Annotated in this window: 17 protein-coding genes and 7 pseudogenes; 15 read left to right on the top strand and 9 right to left on the bottom strand. The window is 66.5% G+C overall.

Going from position 1 to position 21,899, the window contains the following annotated elements; all coding sequences use genetic code 11:
* The first annotated feature begins 4 nt into the window (after positions 1-4).
* Genes AMK33_RS38290 through AMK33_RS38280 form a run of 3 tightly spaced genes read left to right on the top strand, consistent with a single transcriptional unit; the run spans position 5 to position 2,586 of the window.
* Complete coding sequence (locus AMK33_RS38290; RefSeq protein ID WP_158075182.1) at positions 5-934, top strand: UbiA prenyltransferase family protein; 930 nt, start codon at positions 5-7, stop codon at positions 932-934.
* A gap of 36 nt (positions 935-970) precedes the next feature.
* The gene (locus tag AMK33_RS38285; protein ID WP_073937877.1) at positions 971-1,693 is read left to right on the top strand and encodes a fatty acid desaturase; all 723 of its coding nucleotides are present in this window, start codon (positions 971-973) and stop codon (positions 1,691-1,693) included.
* Positions 1,694-1,698: 5 nt separating this feature from the next.
* Positions 1,699-2,586 (top strand): patatin-like phospholipase family protein, encoded by an 888-nt coding sequence (locus AMK33_RS38280; RefSeq protein ID WP_143203909.1) that lies wholly within the window; start codon positions 1,699-1,701, stop codon positions 2,584-2,586.
* A 68-nt stretch (positions 2,587-2,654) separates the two neighbouring features.
* Here AMK33_RS38280 and AMK33_RS38275 read toward each other — a convergent pair whose 3' ends face one another.
* The 4 genes from AMK33_RS38275 to AMK33_RS38260 all read right to left on the bottom strand — a co-directional run bounded on the left by AMK33_RS38275 (position 2,655) and on the right by AMK33_RS38260 (position 6,173).
* Positions 2,655-3,203, bottom strand: a complete 549-nt coding sequence (locus AMK33_RS38275; protein WP_158075180.1) for a hypothetical protein — start codon at positions 3,201-3,203, stop codon at positions 2,655-2,657.
* A 72-nt stretch (positions 3,204-3,275) separates the two neighbouring features.
* Positions 3,276-3,752, bottom strand: a complete 477-nt coding sequence (locus AMK33_RS38270) for a hypothetical protein (protein WP_235618321.1) — start codon at positions 3,750-3,752, stop codon at positions 3,276-3,278.
* The gene (locus AMK33_RS38265; RefSeq protein WP_073937897.1) at positions 3,749-4,687 is read right to left on the bottom strand and encodes a GNAT family N-acetyltransferase; all 939 of its coding nucleotides are present in this window, start codon (positions 4,685-4,687) and stop codon (positions 3,749-3,751) included. The genes AMK33_RS38270 and AMK33_RS38265 overlap by 4 nt, the downstream gene beginning before the upstream one ends.
* Positions 4,688-4,898: 211 nt before the next feature.
* Complete coding sequence (locus AMK33_RS38260; RefSeq protein WP_073937874.1) at positions 4,899-6,173, bottom strand: IS256 family transposase; 1,275 nt, start codon at positions 6,171-6,173, stop codon at positions 4,899-4,901.
* A gap of 34 nt (positions 6,174-6,207) precedes the next feature.
* On the opposite strand from AMK33_RS38260, the pseudogene AMK33_RS44405 reads away from it, so the two are divergent.
* The 3 pseudogenes from AMK33_RS44405 to AMK33_RS44400 all read left to right on the top strand — a co-directional run.
* Positions 6,208-6,381 (top strand): annotated as a pseudogene (locus AMK33_RS44405) (ATP-binding protein); the annotation flags it as partial.
* Positions 6,382-6,582: 201 nt separating this feature from the next.
* Positions 6,583-6,946, top strand: a pseudogene (locus AMK33_RS42005) (NAD(P)-binding domain-containing protein); the annotation flags it as partial.
* Positions 6,925-7,845, top strand: a pseudogene (locus AMK33_RS44400) (IS3 family transposase); the annotation flags it as partial. The pseudogenes AMK33_RS42005 and AMK33_RS44400, both read left to right, overlap by 22 nt.
* Before the next feature lie 43 nt (positions 7,846-7,888).
* On the opposite strand, the gene AMK33_RS38250 reads toward AMK33_RS44400, so the two are convergent.
* Complete coding sequence (locus tag AMK33_RS38250) at positions 7,889-8,170, bottom strand: hypothetical protein (RefSeq protein ID WP_073937873.1); 282 nt, start codon at positions 8,168-8,170, stop codon at positions 7,889-7,891.
* Between the two features lie 708 nt (positions 8,171-8,878).
* The gene (locus AMK33_RS38240) at positions 8,879-9,274 is read right to left on the bottom strand and encodes a hypothetical protein (protein ID WP_143203908.1); all 396 of its coding nucleotides are present in this window, start codon (positions 9,272-9,274) and stop codon (positions 8,879-8,881) included.
* 1,082 nt (positions 9,275-10,356) lie between these two features.
* Between AMK33_RS38240 and AMK33_RS38235 the strand changes: the two genes are divergently transcribed.
* Together AMK33_RS38235 and AMK33_RS38230 are read left to right on the top strand one after the other, a co-directional pair.
* A complete protein-coding gene (locus AMK33_RS38235; protein ID WP_073937870.1) occupies positions 10,357-11,766 on the top strand; it encodes an IS701 family transposase in 1,410 nt (469 codons plus the stop codon).
* Positions 11,767-12,194: 428 nt separating this feature from the next.
* Positions 12,195-13,481 carry an outer membrane protein assembly factor BamB family protein gene (locus tag AMK33_RS38230; RefSeq protein WP_158075179.1) on the top strand — a complete coding sequence of 429 codons (1,287 nt, stop codon included), beginning with the start codon at positions 12,195-12,197 and terminating at the stop codon, positions 13,479-13,481.
* A 33-nt stretch (positions 13,482-13,514) separates the two neighbouring features.
* On the opposite strand, the pseudogene AMK33_RS38225 reads toward AMK33_RS38230, so the two are convergent.
* Positions 13,515-14,640, bottom strand: a pseudogene (locus tag AMK33_RS38225) (ISAs1 family transposase).
* Between the two features lie 414 nt (positions 14,641-15,054).
* Between AMK33_RS38225 and AMK33_RS42315 the strand changes: the two are divergent.
* From AMK33_RS42315 to AMK33_RS45390, 4 genes and pseudogenes are all read left to right on the top strand, one after another.
* On the top strand, positions 15,055-15,492 hold the full coding sequence (locus tag AMK33_RS42315; RefSeq protein ID WP_143203907.1) for a peptidase inhibitor family I36 protein: 438 nt from the start codon (positions 15,055-15,057) through the stop codon (positions 15,490-15,492).
* 424 nt (positions 15,493-15,916) lie between these two features.
* Positions 15,917-16,492, top strand: a pseudogene (locus tag AMK33_RS38215) (transposase family protein); the annotation flags it as partial.
* A 260-nt stretch (positions 16,493-16,752) separates the two neighbouring features.
* The gene (locus AMK33_RS38210; protein WP_073937867.1) at positions 16,753-18,063 is read left to right on the top strand and encodes an SUKH-4 family immunity protein; all 1,311 of its coding nucleotides are present in this window, start codon (positions 16,753-16,755) and stop codon (positions 18,061-18,063) included.
* Positions 18,064-18,605: 542 nt separating this feature from the next.
* Positions 18,606-18,695 (top strand): annotated as a pseudogene (locus tag AMK33_RS45390) (IS5/IS1182 family transposase); the annotation flags it as partial.
* A gap of 158 nt (positions 18,696-18,853) precedes the next feature.
* On the opposite strand, the pseudogene AMK33_RS38200 reads toward AMK33_RS45390, so the two are convergent.
* Positions 18,854-19,657, bottom strand: a pseudogene (locus AMK33_RS38200) (transposase); the annotation flags it as partial.
* Between the two features lie 140 nt (positions 19,658-19,797).
* Between AMK33_RS38200 and AMK33_RS38195 the strand changes: the two are divergent.
* Positions 19,798-20,646, top strand: coding sequence for an IS5 family transposase (locus AMK33_RS38195; protein WP_073937865.1), 849 nt, complete (start codon positions 19,798-19,800; stop codon positions 20,644-20,646).
* Positions 20,643-21,041 (top strand): hypothetical protein, encoded by a 399-nt coding sequence (locus AMK33_RS38190; RefSeq protein WP_073937864.1) that lies wholly within the window; start codon positions 20,643-20,645, stop codon positions 21,039-21,041. Before AMK33_RS38195 ends, AMK33_RS38190 begins: the two co-directional genes overlap by 4 nt.
* Positions 21,042-21,055: 14 nt before the next feature.
* Here AMK33_RS38190 and AMK33_RS38185 read toward each other — a convergent pair whose 3' ends face one another.
* Positions 21,056-21,457: a hypothetical protein gene (locus tag AMK33_RS38185; protein ID WP_073937863.1), complete on the bottom strand. Its 402-nt coding sequence runs from the start codon at positions 21,455-21,457 to the stop codon at positions 21,056-21,058.
* A gap of 147 nt (positions 21,458-21,604) precedes the next feature.
* Between AMK33_RS38185 and AMK33_RS38180 the strand changes: the two genes are divergently transcribed.
* On the top strand, positions 21,605-21,889 hold the full coding sequence (locus AMK33_RS38180; RefSeq protein ID WP_073937862.1) for a hypothetical protein: 285 nt from the start codon (positions 21,605-21,607) through the stop codon (positions 21,887-21,889).
* The last annotated feature ends 10 nt before the right edge of the window (positions 21,890-21,899 follow it).

Here is a 21,899-nt window from a genome sequence, read left to right as displayed (position 1 = left end):
GGCCATGACGGCTGTTGAGGTCAACTCGCAGAGAATTGCCTTTGCTCTCTGCATGTCGTTGCCCTTTCATGTCGTGCTATCGGTCGTGAATGACCTAGCGGACATCGAGGTAGACCGCGGAGATCCCCGGAAGGCCGGTCGTCCCCTAGTCAGTGGGAGAATCAGCCCACGTACGGCACTGGGCGTTGTGGTGTCGGCCGTCGTGCTCGGGTTTCTTGCGGATCCGGTTCTCCTGGGGCTCGACGCCTACCGATTCCTCGCTCTCTTCATCTCATTCGCTGCTACAGCCGCTTACAACGTCGCGGGTAAGCGGACAGCCGTACCGCCGTTCATGGACTTCCTTCAAGGTGTCGGCGCGGCTGGTTTCGCATACTATGGAGCACTGGTCGCCGGGGATCCGACCTCAAGATCCGCTCTGCTGGCGATCTCGGTCGTCGTCTTTATTACGTTTATCAACGGGGTCCACGCCGGATTGCGTGACCTGAGCAGTGACTACTCCTACGGGGCTCGTACCACTCCGATCTTGTTTGGAGCCAGGCCAACCGGGGCGGACGCGCCCCACATCCCCCGTGGGCTCGTCGGCTACGCTTGGGCACTGCAGATCCTTCTGTCGGTGATCACACTCGGGCCGTTCCTGGCGACCTTCGTGAAGGGCGCTCTCTCTTGGACGACGGCGATCGTTGCCGCGGCCTTCGGCATCGCCTCGTTCGCATCACTCTTCCTGTCACTCAACTCTCGTGCCGACATGGGGCGACGGTATGTCTTCGCCGGAGTCCAACTACTGACGGGATTTGGGACTGTCGCTCTGTGTGCGGGCGGCCGGTCGGGCGACCTTGCCGCGGTGGCGGTCTTCCTTCTGGTGCTTCTCCCGCTGACCGCGAGACGCCTGAAACGCCGCATGGGTGCGGGGTACCGCAGGCTCGCCCATGGATAACCGGATTCCATCCGAAAGGAAAAGGGGTGAAGATTGATGAACGGTTGGATGCCGTCCGCGACGGACGTCATTTTGTCAGTGATCCTCAGTCAAATCGTCATCTACGGCCAGTCGGTCTACCTGCACCGCTGTCTGGCGCATCACTCGGTCACACTGCACCCGGCCGTCAGGTTCCTGTTTCGCTTGAGTATCTGGCTGCTTCTCGGCAGCAACCCCAGGGAGTGGGTCGCCGCTCATCGGCTCCACCACCGGCACGCCGACACCGAGGAAGATCCGCACAGTCCCCTTTTCGAAGGGCTCTGGGTAGTCACCTTCCGCGGATCGAAGCTGAACCGTGTCGCGTGCTCGGATCCCGCTCTGGTGGATCGTCTGGCCAAGGATGTTCCGCGTGACTTCGTCGACCGAATGCCTTTCGGCCAACGATACGGCGGCATCGCGCTGACCCTGATCGTCTTCGCGACATGGGCCGGCCCCGTTCACATGCTCTGGATCTACCTGCTCGCCTTCGCGCAGATACTCGCGGGTGTGGGCATCGTCAACGGCCTCGGCCATCTGCCGGGGCCTCAAGTCTCCGGGCATATCGGCCGCAACCTGCGGTCCTTCGCCCTCCTGACCGCCGGTGAATCACTCCATGCGAACCATCATGCCTCTCCGGCCAACGCCCGCCTGGCCGCCAGAAGATGGGAATTCGACCCAGGCTGGTGGCTCATCTTCATGCTTCGGCACTGCAAGCTCGCTGAAGTGCGCCGCCTGCGGTGATCCCCATGTCGGCGGGAGAGCCCATGGCAGACCCGATCGGTGAGGGCCACGACGTCTTGGACGTCATCTTCTGTAGACGGCGAAGCCAGAGCAAACCTGCGTCGCGCCGGGACCCGCACCGAGTCGCTCTGGTGGTGGAGGGAGGAGGCATGCGGGGCGCGTATACCGCCGGCATGGTGGACGCACTGGCCCGGCTGGGGCTGCGGGACAGTTTCGATGTCGTCTACGGGACATCGGCTGGGGCCTTCTCTGCCTTGGTCTTCGCGGCCAAGGGTGCGCGGGGAGCCTCCTCGATCTATCCGGAGTTCCTGTCCGGCGCACAGTTCATCAGCTACCGGCGACTGCGTAGCGGCTCCGGCCCTTTGATGAATCTGCGTTACCTGACGGACGAGGTGCTGACCTGCAAACGTCCGCTGGACTTCGACGAGGTCTGTGACGGGGATATCTCGGTACGACTTGTCGCGACTTCCTTGGCTTCGGGACGGCCGGCGACGTTCTCCGGACTGCGCACATCTGACGACTGGAAAATTGTGCTCAGGGCGTCGGCGTGTGTGCCGCTCCTGGCAGGTCGGCCCGTGATATTCCGGCGCGCCCGCTGGATCGACGGTTCGATCGGTGAGCGTATCGCACTGCCCAGGGCGGCCCGTGAAGGAGCGACCCATGTGCTTGTGCTGCGATCACGCTGCGCCAGCGTCGTCGGCGAGAGGACGATCCGGACCGCGCAGACGCGCGTGCTGAGCATCCGGCCTCGCACCGACTGCGGCGTCGGACCGCTCACCACGTCGGCGGCGATGTTGGCCGAGGCGTCCCGGAGCGGTGCGGACGCCGTGTTCCGGGTGTTCTCTCGCGATGCGCGGAAGGTGCGGCTCGACTGCGGTGGCTGCGTCGGTTGATCGTCGGCCGCTACCGGCAGCGCTCCGAGGCCCCGCAGATTCTGTCCAACCGGCCGAGCCGCCTATTGCTAACCGAGATCGTCGACCTCCAGGCCGACCGCCTCCGCGCCGGAGTTGACGGTGTCGACGCGAACGCGCGCGTTGACGTCGGCGTTCCCGACACGCTTCGCCCGTACGGCCGCCACGTAGCCGTCGACCTGCCCGGAGGTGATTTCGACATCGACGGTCGCGCCGGACCGCTCGCGGCTCTCACCGCGCAGCGTGATGCGGCGGCCGTACACCGTTTCCAGAAGCTGCCGCAGAGCGTGCGCCGACTGCACCATTGCGGTGTTCGTCGGATCGACGGATTCGATGCCCTCCGCGTATTCCCCGAGCGAACGGCTCAGGTCGCGGATCGCCTCGCTCTGTTCCGCCGCCCGTGCGTAATCGATCCGCACCAGCCCGATCGATCCGTCCAGCGCGTCCCTGCCATCCACCAGGATCTCGCCCTCGACGATTCGGCCCTCGCGCCGGGCACGCAGTCGCCGCAGCAGTTCCGTGGCTTGGCTGTAGAGAAAGCGGATGCCCTCGCTCAGGGCAACCGCACCGATCGACGCCATCGTCAGTGGTTCAGCCAACGCTCTTCCAAACTCTCGGTGCGGAGAGGCGACCCAACGATTTGGCATGCTATCGGACGACCTGAATGTCTGTCAGTAGATTGGGCTGGCTCGTTGGAGGTCACCGGCAGGCGCTTCTGACGGAGGGGGCCTGTCAAGCGTTCGGCCTTGGTGGTCGAGGAGGGTGACGTCGACGGCTGCACTGGCGGAGTGCGGCGCGATCTTTGGCGGGGAGACAAGCCAGCTGGCGGCCTCCCGGAGTTCGGCGGCCAGCCACCGTGGGTGGGCGCGGGCGAGTTCCTCGGAGTACGCCTCGAAGTACTGCTTTTGCAGGGCCGGCGGCCGAAAGCCCTCGACGAAGAGCAGCGCGGCGCCGACGGGCAGCAGCGACTGGGTGTGCAGCAGCCGAGTGAGGACTCCTTGCCGGACATGTGCCCACGCTCCGGCGGCGTCGCGTTTGCGGTCATCGACGTTCACGCCGTGCGCACGGACGTCGACGAGGCCTTCGCCGCATTCCTGCACGGAGATCGCTGCCACCCGCCGGTCGGACATCAACACGATGCTGCTCATTCGTTTCCCCAGTCCCAGGTGCCGAAGTACGCGGCCTCGCCGGTGCGGCGGGCCTCTGCCACCGTGCGCAGGCGCGCGAAGTCGCGAGCCGGCATCAGCGCCTTCCACTCGGCCAGGGGCAGGACATGTACCTCGTCGTGCTCCTGCGGGTCGAGGGTGATGCCACGGATCTGCATCGCGGTGAGCCGTCCGCCGTCGAAGACCATCCCGATGGTGCTGTAGGGCCACTGGATGCCGGGTAGCCCGTACACGGTGGCCAGCAGGCGGGGCGGGCCGGCCACAGTCAGGCCGGTCTCCTCCCGGCACTCGCGCACAGCCGTCTCGAAGGGCCGCTCACCGTGGTCCGTAGTTCCGCCGACCAGCTGCCACGAGTGGGCGGGGGAGTAGACGGAGTGCAGCTGGAGCGGACGGTCGTCCTCGTCGGTGAAGTACACGCACGCGAACGCGGTTGCCTTCGGGACAGTCTCGGCGTACTGCTTGAGTGGCAGCCAGACCGGGCGGCTGTTCGGGGTGCTCGCCGTGGCTGTCGGTTCGAGACGCGTCATCCGCATCAGCGCCGGACTGCCCGTGAAGCCCAGCTCCCGGTAGAGCGGCTGGGCTTCCACGCTGGCATGTACCTCGAACAGGGTGACGCCCTCGATGTCGGCGAGGTGATCGAGCAGCGCGGTGACCACCGCGCGGGCGTAGCCGCGGCGCCGGAAGTCTGGGTGGGTGGCGACGACGTGCACGCGTGCGGCCAGGCCCCGGGGGTAGGCCGGTGCCGGGAGTACGGGGTGGATCAGGCCGAGGGCGCAGGCGGCCATCGTGCCGTCCGGAGCGTCGACGATGAAGGCCCGCGCGTCACCGGCCGGACTCAGCCGGGGGGCCAACTCGTCTGCGCATCGCCGGATCCACTCCTCGCTCAAGGGCTGGGACAGGACATGTTCGGAGCGCATCCGGATGATGCCCTCGGCGTCAGCGGAGGTGGCCGCGCGCACCGGTACTCGCCCGGCGGCGTCCTGCGGCTCGGCCGTGGCGGTGGGTGCGGTGTCGGGGTTTACCGGGCTGCTCCTGTCGGTGAGAGGGAGTCGTGGTGATCGGCGCGCAGCCGGGCCAGCGTCCGTCGGCGGGTCTGTGTAGTGAACGGTGGAACTCGGTCGGTTTTCTTTAGCGGCGTCCGGCGGTGAGCCGGCCGTCGAAGGCTTGGAGTGCGGCTTTCCAGCGCATGGTCCAGCGTTTGCGTCCGGTGCCGGTCGGGTCCAGGCTCATGACGGCCAGGTAGACGCATTTGAGGGCGGCCTGGTCGGTGGGGAAGTGCCCCCAGGCCCGGACCGCCTTGCGGATCCGTGCGTTGATGCTCTCGATCGCGTTGGTGGTGCAGACGATCTTGCGGATCTCCACATCGAACCGGAGGAAGGGCACGAACTCCGCCCAGGCCGCCTCCCAGAGCCGGACGATCGCCGGATACTTCCCGCCCCAGGCGTCGGTGAACTCCACGAACCGCTCCAGCGCGGCCTCCTCGGTCGGCGCGGTGTAGACGGGCCTGAGCGCCTTCGCGATCTTCTCCCAGTCCTGCCGGGCCGCGTAACGAAAGCTGTTCCTCAGCAGGTGAACGACACAGGTCTGGACGATCGTCGCAGGCCAGACGGTGTTCACGGCGTCCGGGAGCCCGGTCAGGCCGTCGCAGACCAGCATCAGGACGTCGGCCGCGCCGCGGTTCTTGATCTCGGTCAGGACCTGGAGCCAGTACTTTGCGCCCTCCCCGCCGTCACCGATCCACAGGCCCAGGATGTCCCGGTGCCCCTCGACGGTGACTGCCACCGCCATGCAGACCGGACGGTTGGCGACCTGCCCGTCCCTGACCTTCACGTTCACACAGTCGATGAAGACGACCGGGTAGACGCTGTCCAGGGGACGGTTCTGCCATTCCGTCATGCCGGCCATCACGCTGTCGGTGATCGTGGAGATCGTGGACTTGGAGATCTCCGCTCCGTAGACCTCGACGAGGTGCGCGGAGATCTCCCCATGCGTCAGCCCCTTCGCTGACAACGACAGGACCATCTCGTCCACCCCGCCCAGACGCCGCTGCCGCTTCTTGACCAGCTGCGGCTCGAACGACCCCGCCCGGTCCCGCGGGACAGCGATCTCGACCGGCCCAGACTCGGTGATCACCGTCTTGGACCGGTGGCCGTTGCGGTAGTTCTCCCGGCCGCCCTCGGCCCGCTCACCGGGCTCGTGCCCCAGATGATCGGTGAGCTCGCCCTCCAGCGCGGACTCCAGCACCCACTTGGTCAGCTGCTGCAGCAGACCGCCCTCCCCGGTGAGCCTCACCCCACCGGCCTGAGCCCGGGCCACCAACTCAGCGACCAGCTCGTCGTCCACGGCGCTCGCCCCACTCACAGCGGCCTTCCCGGCCTCGGTGCCACTCGTCACGTCAGTCATCAACTGTCGCTCCCAGCTCGGGAGTTACACCGCTCACCGTACAGACCCCTGCGAGGTCGGCGATGACGCGCCGCAGCTGCCTAGGCTTCAGCAGACGCGGGCCACGGACGAGGCTGGACGTGGCCTGTACGTGGTGAACCGGCTAGCCCGGCGCTGGGGCGCGGACCGGCTGAGCATCGGCAAGGTGGTCTGGTTTGAGGTCGGGTGACTACAAGGGAGAGCGCTGCCGAGCACCATCCGGAGCCAAACCCGGGCCGCGAGTGCAACGGCCGGTGGGTCACCTGACCCAGCCTCCCGGCCCGATGCTCACCTCCCGCACCGCGACTGAGCCAATGTCAGGGCTGGTCGGGGGCTACTACTCATGAGGAGATCGCCTCGGCAGGGCGAACACCCAGGCAGACGGTCGGACCACCCTGACTCCCTGCAGCTGTTCTCCCCAGCGCAGCACTCCTCGCTGGCCGGCCGCCTCAGCCCAGCCGGGCGAAACCTACCCGGATGCCGGGCACGTGGTGGACTACCTCACCGACTACGAGAAGCGCTACGACCTGACCGTCCAGCACGGCACCCGCGTGGACGCCGTACGCCGCGACGGCGGCCGGCTCCTGGTCGAGGCCGACTCCGGCACCTGGCGGGCCCGGGCGGTCATCAGCGTGACCGGCACGTGGTCGAGACCCTTCCTCCCCGCCATCCCCGGCCGGTCCGCCTTCGCGGGGCAACAGCTGCGCACGGTGAACTACCGCTCTCCAGCCGACTTCGCCGGGCAGCGGCCTATCTGTCGCAGGCCCATCTGCCGGGGAAAAGGCTCTACCCGCTCGTGAAAGAGCTGGCCGCGGACGGGACGCCTGTCACGGTCACGTGCCGGGTCCTGAAGCTCGCCAGACAGCCGTACTACCGCTGGCTCGACAAGCCGGTGACCGATGCCGTGCTGGAAGAGGCATACCGCGCGAAAGCGCTCTTCGACGCCCACCGCGACGACCCGGAATTCGGTTACCGCTTCCTGGCCGACGAAGCGCGCGATGCCGGGGCTCGGATGGCGGATCGGACCGCGTGGCGGATCTGCCGGGACAACCGCTGGTGGAGCGTGTTCGGCAAGAAGCGCGGGAGAGCCAAGAAAGCCGGGCCGCCGGTGCACGACGACCTGGTCCGCCGCGACTTCACCGCGGACGGGCCGAACCGGCTGTGGCTCGCCGACATCCCCGAACATGCCACCAGCGAAGGGAAGTTGTACCTCTGCGCGATCAAGGACGTCTTCAGCAACAGGATCGTGGGCTACTCCATCGATGCGCGGATGAAGTACCGCCTGGCCGTGACCGCCCTGGAGAACGCCGTCGCCCGGCGCGAACACGTCGACGGATGCATTCTGCACAGCGATCGCGGATGGTAGTTCCGGTCCCGGAAATTCGTCCGGGCACTTGACCGCCACCGGATGGCCGGCTCGATAGGAAGAGTCGGGGCGGCCGGCGACAACGCGGCCATGGAGTCCTTCTTCAGCCTGCTGCAGAAGAACGTCCTCGACCGCCGGACCTGGACCACCCACGAGGAACTCCGGATCGCGATCGTGACCTGGATCGAGCGGACCTATCACCGCCGCCGCAGACAAGCCGCACTCGGCCGACTGACCCCCGTCGAATTCGAAACCGTCATGACCACACCAGCCCTCCACGCCGCGTGACCGAACCTGTCACCCAAACCTGCAGCAGACCCCTACCAACAAATTAGGGCTTGTACTCGTCCAGCGCGGAGGCTCGGTTGAACTGGTACTGACCGGTGAAAAGATCCTCCGATCTCGCCGCATCAACAAGGCTTTTGACGGTGCGGTGCGTCATGTGGAGTTGGCGGCCGATGAAACGGCGGCTGTGGCCGGCTTCCAGCATGGCGTGGACCGTGGCGTGTCTGGATCGGATGTGGTTGGCGAACCGGTCGCTCTTCCAGGGCGAGGCCGGGTCCACCACGGAGGGTGCGGAGTCGCTGCCAAGGAGTTCGCGACCGCTCTCCACGACTTCCGGTATACCGCGCAGCTTTCCGAAGGGTAGATCATCGAGCTGGACGATCCGATCGCGTGGTTCCGGGAGGGCAGGAACGGCCACACTCTCCCATGTGCCCCAGGAGCGCGCTTGCATCGATGTAGCAACAGCGCTCCCGGTCGGCAACGTTGATGAATGAGATCACCATCGAGACGACCAGGAGCCCTGCTTGTGTCACTGCGCCGACGCACAGGGCCGACCGCCCTCACTTCGAACTGAAGGATGAGAGGCCCTCAAAGCTCCACTACTTCGGTTCTGATCCTCGCATGGTCATCTACCAGTTCTCCGACTCACAGGCCCGGACAGAGCCGATGTTCGTCCCCGATACATCGGTGCACCAGACCTGGTTCCCGGCCCGGTTCGGGTGGTACCCGACGTCTCGACAGAAGGAAGTGAGCTCACAGGACTTCTGCGTGCCCGCTTCGAAGGAACGGTCGGACAGTTCGAGCCTGACGTATACCTGGGTTTTCGGTACGAGGGTACGGCACCGCACTTCGCCCGCGTACACGATGCTTCCCTCGACATAGCGCGGCGTGGACGCGACCGGCCAGCAGTCGGGCGCGGCCGTGGCTGCGGCAGCGCTGGTCGGTATCGAGAGGGTCGCGGCAAACAGAAGGCCGGTGCTCGCGGCCAGGCTGGCTGCCCGTCCCATAGTCCTGCACGTTACTCGTTTCATGGCCCCTACCAGTTCTGTGATTCACAAGCGGTCGCATGACGCAGGTTGACCACCACCACCTGCGTGCACCAACTCTGGTTGCCGGCTCTGTTGGGGTAGTACCCCGTGTCGTAGCAGCTGTTGTTCGGGCAGTACCCGTTGGACACGCTGGAGACTTCCACGTAAGGCTTGGTGCCTTCCTTCATGAGCAGCTTGACTTCGACCTCGCCGCCGAACCATCCGTCGCAGACGACGCCGCCGCTGTACACGATGTTGCCGCCCTGATAGATCGGCGTGTCTGCCACGGTGTGGCATTCGGGAGCGGCGGCGGTGGATGACGTGGCGTGTGCGGTGGCCCCACTCAGGAAGAGCAAAGGCAGTGTCAGTGCCGAAGCGGCTGCGGAAAATGAGCGAACTTTCATGACGGTCCAAGTCCTCTCTGGTCGCGGGCGGGTTCGGAACCTCTTCACCAACTCTGCGTCTCACAACGTCGAGCGGTCGCAACCGTGACGCCGGGAGCCCAGCCCTCTACGACGGTGCACCACACCTGCGAGCCTGACTTGTTCGGGTGAAGCCCGAAGTCCGCACACACACTTTCGTCTTCGCAGTAACTGACCGTGTCAGCCACTTCCGTAGCAGAAGAACTGCCCTCCTGCATGGTGAGGTTCACTTCCACCTCGAGCGCGCTGTAGGGTCGGCTGCACTTGACCCTTCCGCTGTACACGACTTCCCCACCCGCGTATTGCGGGGTGTCTGCTATCGCAGTACAGGACGCGGCCGTTTCCGCGGCACTGGCGGACTGCGGGGCAGCGACCCCGAGGAAAGCAACGGTCGTCGCGGTGAGGAGAAGGAATATCCTTGACGGTTTCCCCCCTTCGTCACCCGAAGCAGAGGTTAAGCGTTTGCGCATTCGACCTCTCCCATCGTGTGGTTTGACGGACCGGCTGTCTGAAGTCCGTTGTGGCATCGAGACTCTGGCACTGAGGGATCGAAAGCAACGGAAGTCGGCTGTCCCGGACAGACACATGCTGTCCGGGCTGGTCAGAACCCTGTCCGGATCTCGTCCTGGACAGCGGGACCTGGCGGATCCGCCGTTCTCTTTGCGTCGTGACGGCAGCAGGGCGGCGTTCATCGGGAACTTCAGGGACCGACTCCACGAATCGACTCCATGAATTCTGATCACAGGTGTGGGGCGGGTCCGGGTTTTTCCGACCCCGGTCTGAGGGCCCGCGTGTCGAGGTCTCGCAGTTTACTCGGCGGCATCGGTGATGGCGTCATGATACGGAGCCGCCGAGAACCGTCGGTGCCTCCATGGAACCCAGTGACAACCGCACATAGTCCGTGGCTATTTCGATGGCCCGCACGTCCACTGCATCCCGGACGAGAACCCTGTGATTTTCTGATTACCGGTAGTTCGTTAAATCCGGTGGTGGTGTGGGTTGACGGCAGGTCGGTTTGGTCGTAGGTCGGTGGTAGGAGTCAACTGGCTGGCTGGGGGCTGAAGATGACCGCTCGCCGTCCGTGTCCGCCTGCGCCGGGGCCGTTGGAGGACTACGCGGCCCGGTTCGACGACCTCTTCTTCAGCCTGGCCCAGCGGCGAGGGTTTCGCGAGTACCTGACCGGGCTGCTGGCGCCGAGGGAGCGGAACAAGACGATCACCTGTCTGGCAGGGGCGGAGCCGGTGGCGGGTGCGGGGATGCCGGGGGTGCAGCGGCTGCAGTTCTTCCTGTCCGAGTCGCCCTGGGAGGCCGAGCTGGTCAACGACCGGCGGCTTGAGCTGCTGCTCGAGGAGCCGGCGACAGCTCCGCACGATGGCGGGGTCATCGTGATCGACGATTCCGGGGACCGCAAGGACGGCACGGCGACCGCGCACGTGGGCCGGCAGTGGCTGGGCCGGTTGGGCAAGACCGACAACGGCATCGTCACGGTGACCACGGTGTGGACCGACGGCCGCGTCTATTACCCGCTGCACGCGACTCCATACACCCCCGCCCACCACTTCGCCCGCGGCCGGTCCGACCCGGACTTCCGTACGAAACCGCAGCTGGCCGCAGACCTCGCGGCCCGCGGGAAGGAGGCGGGCTTCGGCTGCCGGGCGGTGGTCGCCGACTGCGCCTACTCCGTGAGCGACGACTGGTACCTCGCACTGCGCGAGGCCAACCTGGCCTACGTGGTCGCGCTCAAGCCGCACCGCGGCACCTGGGCTCGGGCCGACCAGCCGCACACCCCCATCGAAGCCGGCCACGCCCTGGCCTGGAAGGATGCCAAGCATCCGGGCGACTGGACGCCCGTGGAGCGTCACTTCCGCGACGGGCACACCGAGACTTGGTGGGCCGCCGATGCCCGCCTGGGCGGCTACGGCCCCGAATCGCCCTGCCGACTGGTCGTGGCCACCACCGACCCGGCCGGCCTGCCGCCGAAGGCCACCTGGTACCTGGCCACCAACCTGCCCCACTCCGACGCACCTCACGCCACCACCAGCCCGCACCCGCCGGCCGACCTCGCCGAGATCGTCCGCCTCTACGGCCTGCGGCCGTGGATCGAGCAGAGCTACAAGCAGATCAAGGACGAACTCGGCTGGGCCGACTTCCAAGTCCGTTCCGACCGCGCCATCCGCCGCCACCAGACCCTGGTCAACTGCGCCTTCTCCTTCTGCTGGGACCAATGGTTCGCCCCACCCGGACCACTGGATGCCACCGCGCCGGACCCGTGCCCCGACGAGGGGCCAGAGAGGGGGCCCAGCCGAACCCCACCGGCCCCAACCGCCCTGCTGGCCCAGGGCATTACGGTCCATCCGATCCTGGCTCACCCCCGCCATCACCCTCAACCGGTGGTGGCGAGCCTGGACGGACACCGACCCACCCTCCGAGCTCCAGGCCCTGATCGACGCGGTCACCACCGGACACGGCATTGACCTCTACCTCCGGATTTAACGAACTACCGTTACTGACCTTCAAGGCGTGATGTCGGTAGGGCTGACGACCCATGATCCCTCAGGGCCTCGGCAAAGTTGTCCTGTAGCCCTGGGGCGTGGTCGCCCGCTCCCGGAAGTCTCGTCGGCCGAGTGTCGTCCAAGGGGCGGGTACCGACCGACCTCTCGCCGTTGTGGGGCACGTGCGCAGTCGGTCGATATCGCCCGTACCCCGGCATCCCGGTCCAGATCGGAGCTTTGCCCACATCCCTCACCGCCGTGCAGTTCGGGTGGTAGACGGCTTTGACCGGTGGCGCGTTGTCGACTGTCGATGTCCAGTCCGCAACGCTCCGCTCGCGAGCAGAAATCCTTATGATCTGCACATGTGGATGAACGGCAGAGTCCCCTTACCATGCGCCTTGTTACTTGCCATGAGTGTCATGATTTCGGCGTGTTCCGGTGGTGGCGGTGACGGGGCCGAGGTTGAGAGATCCAAGCCCCCTTCTCCCACACGGAAGAAGGAACCGTCCCTGCCGAACTACGACCCCCCGAAGCAGTTCACGGCGGACGGCATACACCTCGGCACCAAAAGGTGTTGCAATGACGACCCCGACGGCTCCGGCAGGGGCTACGTGGTCGACAGCAGAGCGATCTACTACATGACCTCTGACACGGAACTCGTGGCCCATGACCTCGCCACGGGTAAGAGGGTGCTGTCGTTCACGTTCGACAACGGGTCTTCCGATGACGCGGTGCCCCTGCCGAAAGTTACCGACGGTCGGATATTCAACAGCTACCTGGTACCAGTGGAGGCCACCGGAACTCAGGCCGAACGCAGACTGCTCCGTGTTGTGGCAGTGGACGCGAGAACCGGAAGGACCCTCTGGAGTGTCGACCTTGATGAAGACATCGGGAGCTACAGTTCCGACACCCCCTCCGTCTTCGCCGCGAACTCGGAGCACGTGGTCGTCGAGCGGATCGTCGAGGGTGGGCACTACACAGCCATTCTGAATGCAAAGAACGGCGAGCTTCGCTGGCAGGATAGAGAGTTCCACCCCTACGCCTTCGACGGACAGGTGCTGGCCGGGCAGACGGTGTCGGTGAACTGGTCCCCTGAGAACCAGTCACCGCCGGAAGGACGGGCAGTGACCGACGGGACAAGGCGATGGAAGCTGCCCAACCGCCCACCGGGCAAAGACCCGTACCGGGATTGGGGAGGGATTGCCCCTGTGTGGAGGACGGACAGGGCTGACGACGCCCTCTTCCTGGTCAGCGTCGGCGAATCGCTGGACGCTCAGCCGAAGGCCCTGATACTCCGCGCCCGAGACGGCAAGCAGATCGTCACCATCAACACTGATTCGGGGCTCCAGGCCAGCCAGCTTCGGGACTGCTGGCATGACGGTCGGCAGACAATCGTCTGCCAAGTTGGTGTTGATTCTCAGGTGGACGCATACGACGAACAGTCCGGCAAGAAACTGTGGAGCCTCCCGGACCAGGCGGCCGGTCGTGTCGCTCCGGAAGTCACAGCGGTACACAACGGGGCCGTCTACGGCAGCACCGACAACGGTTCCTTAATCTTGAACGCACGTACAGGAAAGGATATGGTCACGGACCTGGTGGTCAAGCCGCATTATGTCGGGCCGGGGTTCGGAATTGCGCCGCTGAAGGAGGCGGGCAAGTACTGGCATGAGATCTACCTCTACCCGGCGACAAACTGACCCGCGCACTCAGGGCTCTGGCAAAGTCGTTGATCATGCTGTCAGGAGCAGGTTGATGGGGCGGTCGGTGGCGCGGGCGTGATGGCGTAGGGCGGCGGCGATGTTGTGGTGTCCGGCCAGGCGGAGCAGGGTGATCACGGTGTTGCGCCGGGCGGCCATGATGCGGGGTGCGTTGCCGGTGCGGATCTGGGAGCGGTCTTCGTCGAAGGTGACGTCGCGGACCCAGTGCAGGCGGTTCTCGATCTCCCAGTGTGACTGCACCCATACGGCCAGGACGGCGGGTGGTGCGGTGCGGGCGTCCGCGCTGGTGATCAGGTAGACGATCTCGACGGTCCGTTGGCCCTTCCTGGTGACGGTGCGCCGCAGTTGGGCGACCTGCGCAGCGGCCGTGAACTCGACCCAGGCCGGCACGTCGACCACTTTGATCGTGCGAGTGGTGCGGCGCCCGTGCCCTCGGTCCGTCCTGGTGACGGCGGGTACTTGAAGTCCAGGGGATGGCCTTGAGCTGCGCGTACAACGACTTCTGATTGGCCTTCACGGTCAGGACGTAGTCGCCGCCGGCCCCGGTCACCACTGCCGCGGTGTCGTGCTGGGTGTGCAACGCGTCCATCGTGACGACCGTGCCCTCCAGGTCGAGGAGCTGTAGCAGTTCCCGGGCGGCGGGGATCTCGTTGTTCTTCTCACCCACCGCGACCTGGCCCAGTACCGTCCCGCAGCCGTGCGCGACGGCCGCGACCAGGTGCGGGGCTGATGAACCACCGCCACGTGCACCCCGGACGGTCTTGCCATCGACGGCGATCACCCTGCGGCCCGCGACGAGTGCGGTCCTGGCCAGGGCCCAGGCACTCAGCACCACATCGAGACGGTCCGCATCAAGGCGAGCGAACAGGCGTCGCAGCGTGGATTCGTCCACGCCACCGCGTTGCAGCCCCAGCCGTTGAAGCGCGGCGGCTCCCGCGTCCCGGGCCCATTCCCCGATCGCGGTGAATCCCCGGGCTCCGGCCGCCACCGCGCACACCGCGACCGCGGTCAGAGCGCCGACCGGGTGCCGGACCCCGCGCCGGCGGCGCGGATCAGGTATCCCGGCGAGCAACTGGACCAGAAGCTCATCTTCCGGGACGGGCGTGCGCACAGGTGCAGGGATGAGGGACGATGACATGGCGCGGGCGTGATCCCCTGGTCGGACGGTAAGGCGTAGGAACCTCCATCCAACCGGACCGGAACACGCTGGCGCACCTCTTTCCCTCACAAAACCCCCACGTCACAGGGCTACAGGACAACTTTGCCGAGGCCCTGGGGCCAGCCCCGGTGCCGGAACGCAGAACAGGGAGAGGGCACTCTCCTTCCTGACGTCGCGCCGTGTGACCGCCCTCCCTGCGCGCACCGCGCAGGGACAATTCCTCAATCTGGCATCGCGCCGTACCTGTCACATCTCAAGTCCGCACCCGGTCAGAAGGTTGACGGTCCGCCGTCAGTCGAGGCCCGCCCATGGGCACCTTGACACAGGCACACAAACAGACGCTCGACAGACGGCTACACAGCTGGACGAGCCCAACACAGAGGAAAACACCTTATGGGTATGCGCAAGAGCGGACTTGCCAGCGCCACCGCAAGTCTCGCACTGACGATTGGCGTCATGGGCGCCCTTACCGGCACTGCATCTGCCTCCACGGGAGCTGCGGGAGCAGCGGCCACCGGGATCACTGTCTGTAAAGACGCATACGAACAGAACTGTGCAACCAACGTTCCGGGTTACGTGGGAGACGTTCTCAAGCAGGTCCGCCCCGACCTGCAGGACAGCATCTCGTCCATCCGCAACAACAGTGCTACAACGATCTGCTTCTACGAACACAACAACTACGTGGGCCGTGGTGTTGCAGTGCCGTCCGGCGGTGCGCTTGTCAACCTCTCCGGCACTTACGTAGGCGGCTCAAGCATGAACGACGTAATCTCGTCATGGGCGCCTCTTGGCGGTGGCGGCCCAAAGCCTCCGCCGGGCGCCGCCTGCTGAAAAGCAAATCACTCTGCCATTCGGATGATGTAGTCACCGTAACCACACCATCCACTTCCAATCCACAAGGCAGAAAATGGCGGAATGCCAGCACTCCTCCCGAGAGATTCCTCGGGAGGAGTGCTGGGGGCTGTGTAGCGAACGGCTTTGTCCCCTAATTGGTGTTAACGAAGGGTGGCGGAGCTCGTTGGTCTGGCATGCTAGGTGTACGAGGCCATGACGTTGGTGACGACCTGACGTAGTTGAGCTGTCGGGGGCCTGTTCTCAACGGCCGTATGGGGTCGGTGGTAGTTGCAGTGAGCTTTTCCAACGTGGCCACCGATCGAGTGACGCCGGGGCGTGCGGTGGGTGTGCGCAACGGACAGGGCTCCCGTGCCGTTGAGAGAGGTGTTCGATGTCTCAACTCAGCAGTACGGAAGCCCTGTTGGTTCCGTATCCTGCCGCACTCGACCTGCCTCACACCCTGGTCGAGTGGGTCACGATGCTCATCGTCACCCGCGAGGGTGACCGGCGGTGCAAGCTGCCGCCGCGCCGGCGTGCGCTCGTCGGACTCGTGTACTTGCGCCGCCACGACACCCTCGCCCGCGTCGCGGCTGGCTTCGGCATATCCGTCGACATCGCCCACGCCTACGTCGCCGCCGTCACCGGCCTGCTCGCTGACCGCGCACCCGGCCTGCTCAAGACGCTGCGCGAGCACGAACCGGACTTCGCCCTCCTCGACGGCACGCTCGCCGAGTGCGACCGGGTCGGCGACAGCCGAGGCGACTACTCCGCCAAGCATCGCCGCCACGGCGTGAACATCCAGGTCGTCACCGATCCCGCCGGGAAAGTGCTGTGGATCTCGCCCGCCCTGCCCGGCCGCATCCACGACCTGACCGCCGCCCGTACCCAGCGCATCATCCGGATCTGCGAACGCCAGGGTGTCCCCATCCTCGCCGACCGCGCCTACACCGGCGCCGGCCCCTGGGTCACCACCGGCCTCAAACGCCCGCCCGGCGGGAATCGCCGGACGGGCAGTACCGAAGACGTCCCGCCCGGCGGGAGGCGGTCGGCGGCACTGCGGCCCGTGCGAGGGCCTGCCGGGAAGGGCGGGCACGGCCAAGCTGGGCGGGACGGTGGCGGTCCGGCCGGATGGCCACGGTTTGTTACTCCTCCAGCGGACAGATCACCGAGGCCTTCGCATCGGCCAAGAAGCGCGCGGGGAGGGGTTCGGGGACGGGGGCGCGCTCGGTTGTCAGCGCCGACTGGCAGCATGGCCGCATGACTGACGATCTTGACGACGTACTGGCAGATCCCGCACGCTTGCTGACCGCCGACCGTGCGGCGCTGCGCGACCGCCTCTCCCACGACGACCGGGCCCGTGGTGTCGGGGGTGAGGTCTTCCTGCAGGCCGAGGCGATCTTCGGGGGCGCGGAGGTGACGCCCGCGGAGTTCGCATCCTGGCTGCATTTCGCGGCGAAGGCCACCGGTCACGACGCGTACGCCGACCGGATCGCGGCGGCCGGTCCCGGCATGCCGTGGCGGACGGTGTGGGCGTGGTGGCGGCCGGCCCACTGGTTCCCGGTCCACCCGAGCCTGAACGGCGACTACTTCCGGGTGCGCCGGTGTGTGGACGGGCCCCGGGAACTCGTCGAGGTGACCGACCAGCGCGGCCCCCTCTGGCTCGACGCGGCGACCGGCCACCGGGCGACGGGCGTGGACGAGGCGGCGCTGACCGACGCGCCGACCGCGACCGGGGCCGCCGAGGCACCCGCGCTGTACGACCTGGACCTGTTCCTCCCGGAGGAGTGGGAGGACGCCGTGGCCTTCGCGGCGGACGGCGGCCGGACCCGGCATCTCGTCGAGAGCGTGCACGGCATAGCGGTCGTGGAAACGGACGCCGACGCGCTTCGGGACTGGCCGCGCGGTGCGGGCCTCGACCCCACATCGGCGGAGGAACCACCGCCGGGACCGGCCCCCGCCGTGCGGCGGCCGACGGGTCCGCTCACCGCCGCCCGGGTCGACGACGCCTTCGGCGGCGCGCGGCACGTGGTGCGCATCGCCGAGAGCGACCTGCCCGAGGGGCTCATCCACGCGGGCAGCAGGCGGTATCTGCGGGACGTCGGTCTGCCCGCCTGGTGGGTGTGCCACAGCGCTCAGTACGAGACCCACCCGCTTGACGCCATGCGCCCACCGGCGGTGGATGCCCTGCCGGACGAGAGCCTGCCCGACGGGGTGGCCGCCGCCGACCTGATCGCCTTCGGCGCCACCGAGTACGGCGAGCTGTATCTCCACCGTCACGACGGTACGGTGCACATCCGGAGCCGCCTGACCCGCCGTACCGACGAGGTACTGGTGCCGCTCGCCCCGGACCTCGACGTCTTCACCCGCGCCCTGGAGGCCGTCGACCGCTACCGCAACGCCTGCTGGCACCCCTACCCGGTGGAGGGCGGCCAGGAAGACGTGACGGAGCTGTTCCTGGCGGAGCTGGCGGAGCTGGCCCCGGACCTGTCCGACCAGGACACTGCAACGGGCAGGGTGTGGAGCTGGCTCTACGCAGGCATCACGGAGCTGGGCGCGGACGGCTACTGAGTGCGTTGTGGCAAACCGGATCCTGTTCGAGCGGCAGCGGGTGATCATCTGGACGGAGGTCCGGGTGTAGTCGCGGGCGTGAGGGAACGGGCCGCTTGGTGGTGACGCGGTTACGACACCAGCACGACCAAGGAAGCCCGTTGCCCGATCAGTTGAGCAGTACCATTGTGCCTGCGTCCACACCGGTCACCCCTGGGTGTGACTGCTACGTGCACAGGTTCGGTTCGATCGCTCCAGGACAGCGGCGCGGTGCTATCCGAGTGACATGACGGATGCGGAGTGGGCCGAGGTCCGTTCCGCGATGCCGGTGCCGGCCTGGCTCCTGAGGCGGGGCGGGCGTCCGGAGGCGTACTGCCACCGTGAGGTGCTCGACGCTGTGCGCTGTCTGGTCGACTGTCGACAACGGCGTGAAGTGGACAGCCATGCCGGTCGACTTTCCGTACTGGCGGGCGTTCTACGACTTCTTCCGCCGCTGGCGGTCCTGTGACTCCGCGCGTGAACTGCACGAACGCCTGCGCCGTACGGCGAGGAAACGCTCAGGCCGCAATGCGTCATTGAAGGCGTTCGTGCTGCTGGACGGGACCCTGCTGCCGATCGACCGGATCGCCGCGGACCGGCCCTACTACTCGGGCTGTGAGCATGATGGTCGTGCCGTTCCGGCCGTGGCTCGACTCGTACTCTGGCTGGCTGCATGTGCCTTGTGTTTGATCTGTCGGCCCGGTCGGAGCGGCACGTACCGGCACCGGGCCGGCGGAGCGTGTCCCGATAGACATCTCGGGATCTGAAGAAGTCAAGCAGCGGCTGCCGCTGGTGACATCGCGGGCGGATTGAAGGCGCGTTCTTCCTCGAAGAGAGTCCGCTTCTGGAGGCAGTGGGACAGCTGCCCGAGCAGACGATTGAACAGGTGCTGTTGAGCTTGTGCGTGCCAGTCGCCGACGGCGCGTCGATGGCGGTAGCGGGTCTGCGCGCCGGGTGATGAGCGCAGGGAGGAGAAGGCCCAGAGGTAGTCGGCGTGGTGGAGCCGGTTGTTCTTGACCATGCGGCGTCCGACGTAGTGTTTCTTGCCGGAGGCGCGGGTGATCGGTGCGGATCCGGCGTATGCCTTCAGGCCACGGGCATCGGCGAAGCGGTTGCGGTCGTCGCCGGTCTCGGCGAGAACTCGTGCTGCGAGCTGGACACCGAGGCCCGGGAAACTCAGGAGTATCGCGGCATCTGGATGCTCGCGAAAGCTGGCATCAACTGCTTCAGCGAGGTCTTCACTGGCCTGGCAGGCTGCTTCGAACTGCTTCAGCAGAGCAAGAAGTTGCTTGCCGAAGGCGTTCTCGACCGCCGCGGGCTGGTGAGCATACTCGGCCCGTAGAACACCGCGCAGGCGGTCAGCCTCCTCGTCAACGCTGCGGACACGGCCGGCGCGCTTGAGAGCGGAACGCAGTCGGCTCAGCGACAGCTGCGAGCCTTCTGCAGGCGTTGGCGCCTTGGCCAGGATGATGCGGGCTTCCTCACGGGCCAGCCCTCCTTGCTTGGCCAGGAAGGCGTCGAGGGCAGTGGGGCAGTACTCGCGCAGCAAGGAGCGGAGCTGGTTGGAGATCTGTCGGGTAGCCGGGTCGCGTTGCCGCGACCCGGCCCCCTAAGTGGGCGGTTCGTGAGTATTTGAGTGGTTCTGCTGTCGCCTGATGGTGTGGCGGCAGGGCGGAATCCGCCGGTCCACGGGTGCTGATCTGGTGATGTGATCGGGTGAGTGAACGCAAGCCGTACCCGAGTGACTTATCGGACGAGCAGTGGTCGTTGATCGAGCCGGTGATCACCGCGTGGAAGAACCGGCACCGCTCGGTCAGCGGCCACCAAGGCGCCTACAACATGCGGGAGATCGTGAACGCGATCCTCTATCAGGGGCGGACCGGCTGCCAGTGGGCCTACCTCCCGCACGACCTGTCCCAGAAGAGTGCGACCTACTACTATTTCGCCGCATGGCGCGACGACGGCACTGATCAGGTCATCCATGAACTCCTGCGCTGCCAGGTACGTGAACGCGCCCGCCGATTAGAGGACCCGACCCTGGTGGTCCTGGACACCCAGAGTGTCCACGCGGCCGCCGGGGTCCCCGCCTCCACGACCGGCCATGATCCGGCCAAGCGGGTGCCCGGCCGCAAGCGCGGCCTGGCCGTGGACGTCCTCGGCCTGGTCATTGCGGTCGTCGTCCTCGCCGCGAACGCCCACGACAACACCGCGGGCATCCTCCTGCTGGACCAGGCCGCCGAGCACACCGGCGGCACCGTCCGCAAAGCCCTGGCCGACCAGGGCTTCAAGAACCAGGTCGTTCTGCACGGCGCCGGCCTGGGCATCGATGTCGAGATCGTCGAACGCGACCCACAGGTCAAGGGGTTCGTGCCGCAGCCAAAGCGATGGAGAGTCGAGCAGACCTACGGCATCCTGATACTGCACCGGCGCCTGGTCCGCGACTACGAGCACCGGTCCTCCTCCTCCGCCTCCCGCGTCTACTGGGCGATGACCCGCGTCATGACCCGACGCCTCACCAGCGCGAACGCCCCCACCTGGCACGCGACGCAGACGGTGGCAGCGTGAACCTCCAGCCCCTGCTCGAAGCCCTGGACCTCCAGAAAGACGCCGCCCGGGCCCTGGCCGACGAGCTCCGCGCACAGATCGACGACCTGCAGACCCGGCTGCGGGAGGCCGAGACGCACCTGGAGCACCTCGCGATCACCCGCAAGACCGTCACCGGCCTCGCCGACCGGCTCCCCGCATCCTCGCCGGAGCTGCCCGAACACCCGGACTACCTCCGCATCCTCGACGCCTTCAACCAGACGACCGGACCGCTACGGGCCAAGGACGTCTGCGAAGCCCTCGGCCACGAACTGCTGCCGAGGAACGTCGAAGGCACCCGCGCCAAGCTGAAACGCCTGGTCAAACTCGGCCTCCTCACCGAGGCCGACACCGGCAACTTCGCGAGAAAGCCGTAGCCGGACACCTACGTTCAGCAATCGCCGGCCACAATCTGGCGTGCGTACTGGTCCTCCGGGCCGATGTCCGCAACTACCTTCTGAGCTTCTTGCACCCGACCCGTCTCGCACATCAGTCGAACAAGGACGTACAGGGCGCCACGGTCGCCGTCTTCGGCGCGGTCACGCAGCGCCGCCTCCATACCCCGCTCTCGAAGCGATCTGTTGAGTCTTCGACGTGCGTGGCTATCCGTGAGGGCGCGCTCCGTAAGTTCTGGAATCCGTTCCGCTCGGGCCAGCAGATCCATGTGCCACAGATGGTTGTCGTGCATGTCTGGATCGTGGGAGAAACATTCGGCGTGCGCGCTTACCAGCGCGATCGCCTCGTCCCAATCTTGAAGCTGTTCCGCCGCCCGAGCTCGCTCCAACCAGTCCACAAGACGAGTATCGCCTGCGGCTCCACCGGACAGCGCCTTTCGAAGTAACCGCTGATGAGCGCCCTTCAAGGCAAGACACGGTCAAATGCTCACGAACCATCCACTTAAAGGGGGGTATCTGCACCTGGTGAGTGAGACCATCCCTGGATGGCAGACGCGCGGCTACCCCAGGGATGGACTCTTCAGCAGATCCGCGATGTATCGGGAGACCGGGAGGCTGTTGCTTTGGATCCCGATCGGTCAGCGAAGTGGGTCGCCTTCGCCGGGACCCACGAGATGGTGCGCCCAGAAATCGTTCTCGGGTTCCACGGCCTGTGTCTCGTGAGGCCTGTCGATGACGGCGACTGGTATATGGGCAGTCTGTACGACGACGGCAGCATCGGCTGTTGGGCAGCCTATGACGGCCTCTATGAGGCGCTACGTGGCCTGTAGGAGCCCTACG

This window comes from Streptomyces sp. CB02400, assembly GCF_001905725.1.
GTDB lineage: Bacteria > Actinomycetota > Actinomycetes > Streptomycetales > Streptomycetaceae > Streptomyces > Streptomyces atrovirens.
This window is presented reverse-complemented; position numbering and strand designations above follow the sequence as displayed.

Excerpts from the sequence above, each read along its gene's own strand:
- AMK33_RS38290 (WP_158075182.1), top strand. The coding sequence starts at position 5 with ATGACGGCTGTTGAGGTCAACTCGCAGAGAATTGCCTTTGCTCTCTGC.
- AMK33_RS38285 (WP_073937877.1), top strand. The coding sequence starts at position 971 with ATGAACGGTTGGATGCCGTCCGCGACGGACGTCATTTTGTCAGTGATC.
- AMK33_RS38280 (WP_143203909.1), top strand. The coding sequence starts at position 1,699 with ATGTCGGCGGGAGAGCCCATGGCAGACCCGATCGGTGAGGGCCACGAC.
- AMK33_RS38270 (WP_235618321.1), bottom strand. The coding sequence starts at position 3,752 with ATGAGCAGCATCGTGTTGATGTCCGACCGGCGGGTGGCAGCGATCTCC.
- AMK33_RS38265 (WP_073937897.1), bottom strand. The coding sequence starts at position 4,687 with ATGCGCTCCGAACATGTCCTGTCCCAGCCCTTGAGCGAGGAGTGGATC.
- AMK33_RS38260 (WP_073937874.1), bottom strand. The coding sequence starts at position 6,173 with ATGACTGACGTGACGAGTGGCACCGAGGCCGGGAAGGCCGCTGTGAGT.
- AMK33_RS38240 (WP_143203908.1), bottom strand. The coding sequence starts at position 9,274 with ATGAAAGTTCGCTCATTTTCCGCAGCCGCTTCGGCACTGACACTGCCT.
- AMK33_RS38235 (WP_073937870.1), top strand. The coding sequence starts at position 10,357 with ATGACCGCTCGCCGTCCGTGTCCGCCTGCGCCGGGGCCGTTGGAGGAC.
- AMK33_RS38230 (WP_158075179.1), top strand. The coding sequence starts at position 12,195 with ATGAGTGTCATGATTTCGGCGTGTTCCGGTGGTGGCGGTGACGGGGCC.
- AMK33_RS42315 (WP_143203907.1), top strand. The coding sequence starts at position 15,055 with ATGGGTATGCGCAAGAGCGGACTTGCCAGCGCCACCGCAAGTCTCGCA.
- AMK33_RS38210 (WP_073937867.1), top strand. The coding sequence starts at position 16,753 with ATGACTGACGATCTTGACGACGTACTGGCAGATCCCGCACGCTTGCTG.
- AMK33_RS38180 (WP_073937862.1), top strand. The coding sequence starts at position 21,605 with ATGGCAGACGCGCGGCTACCCCAGGGATGGACTCTTCAGCAGATCCGC.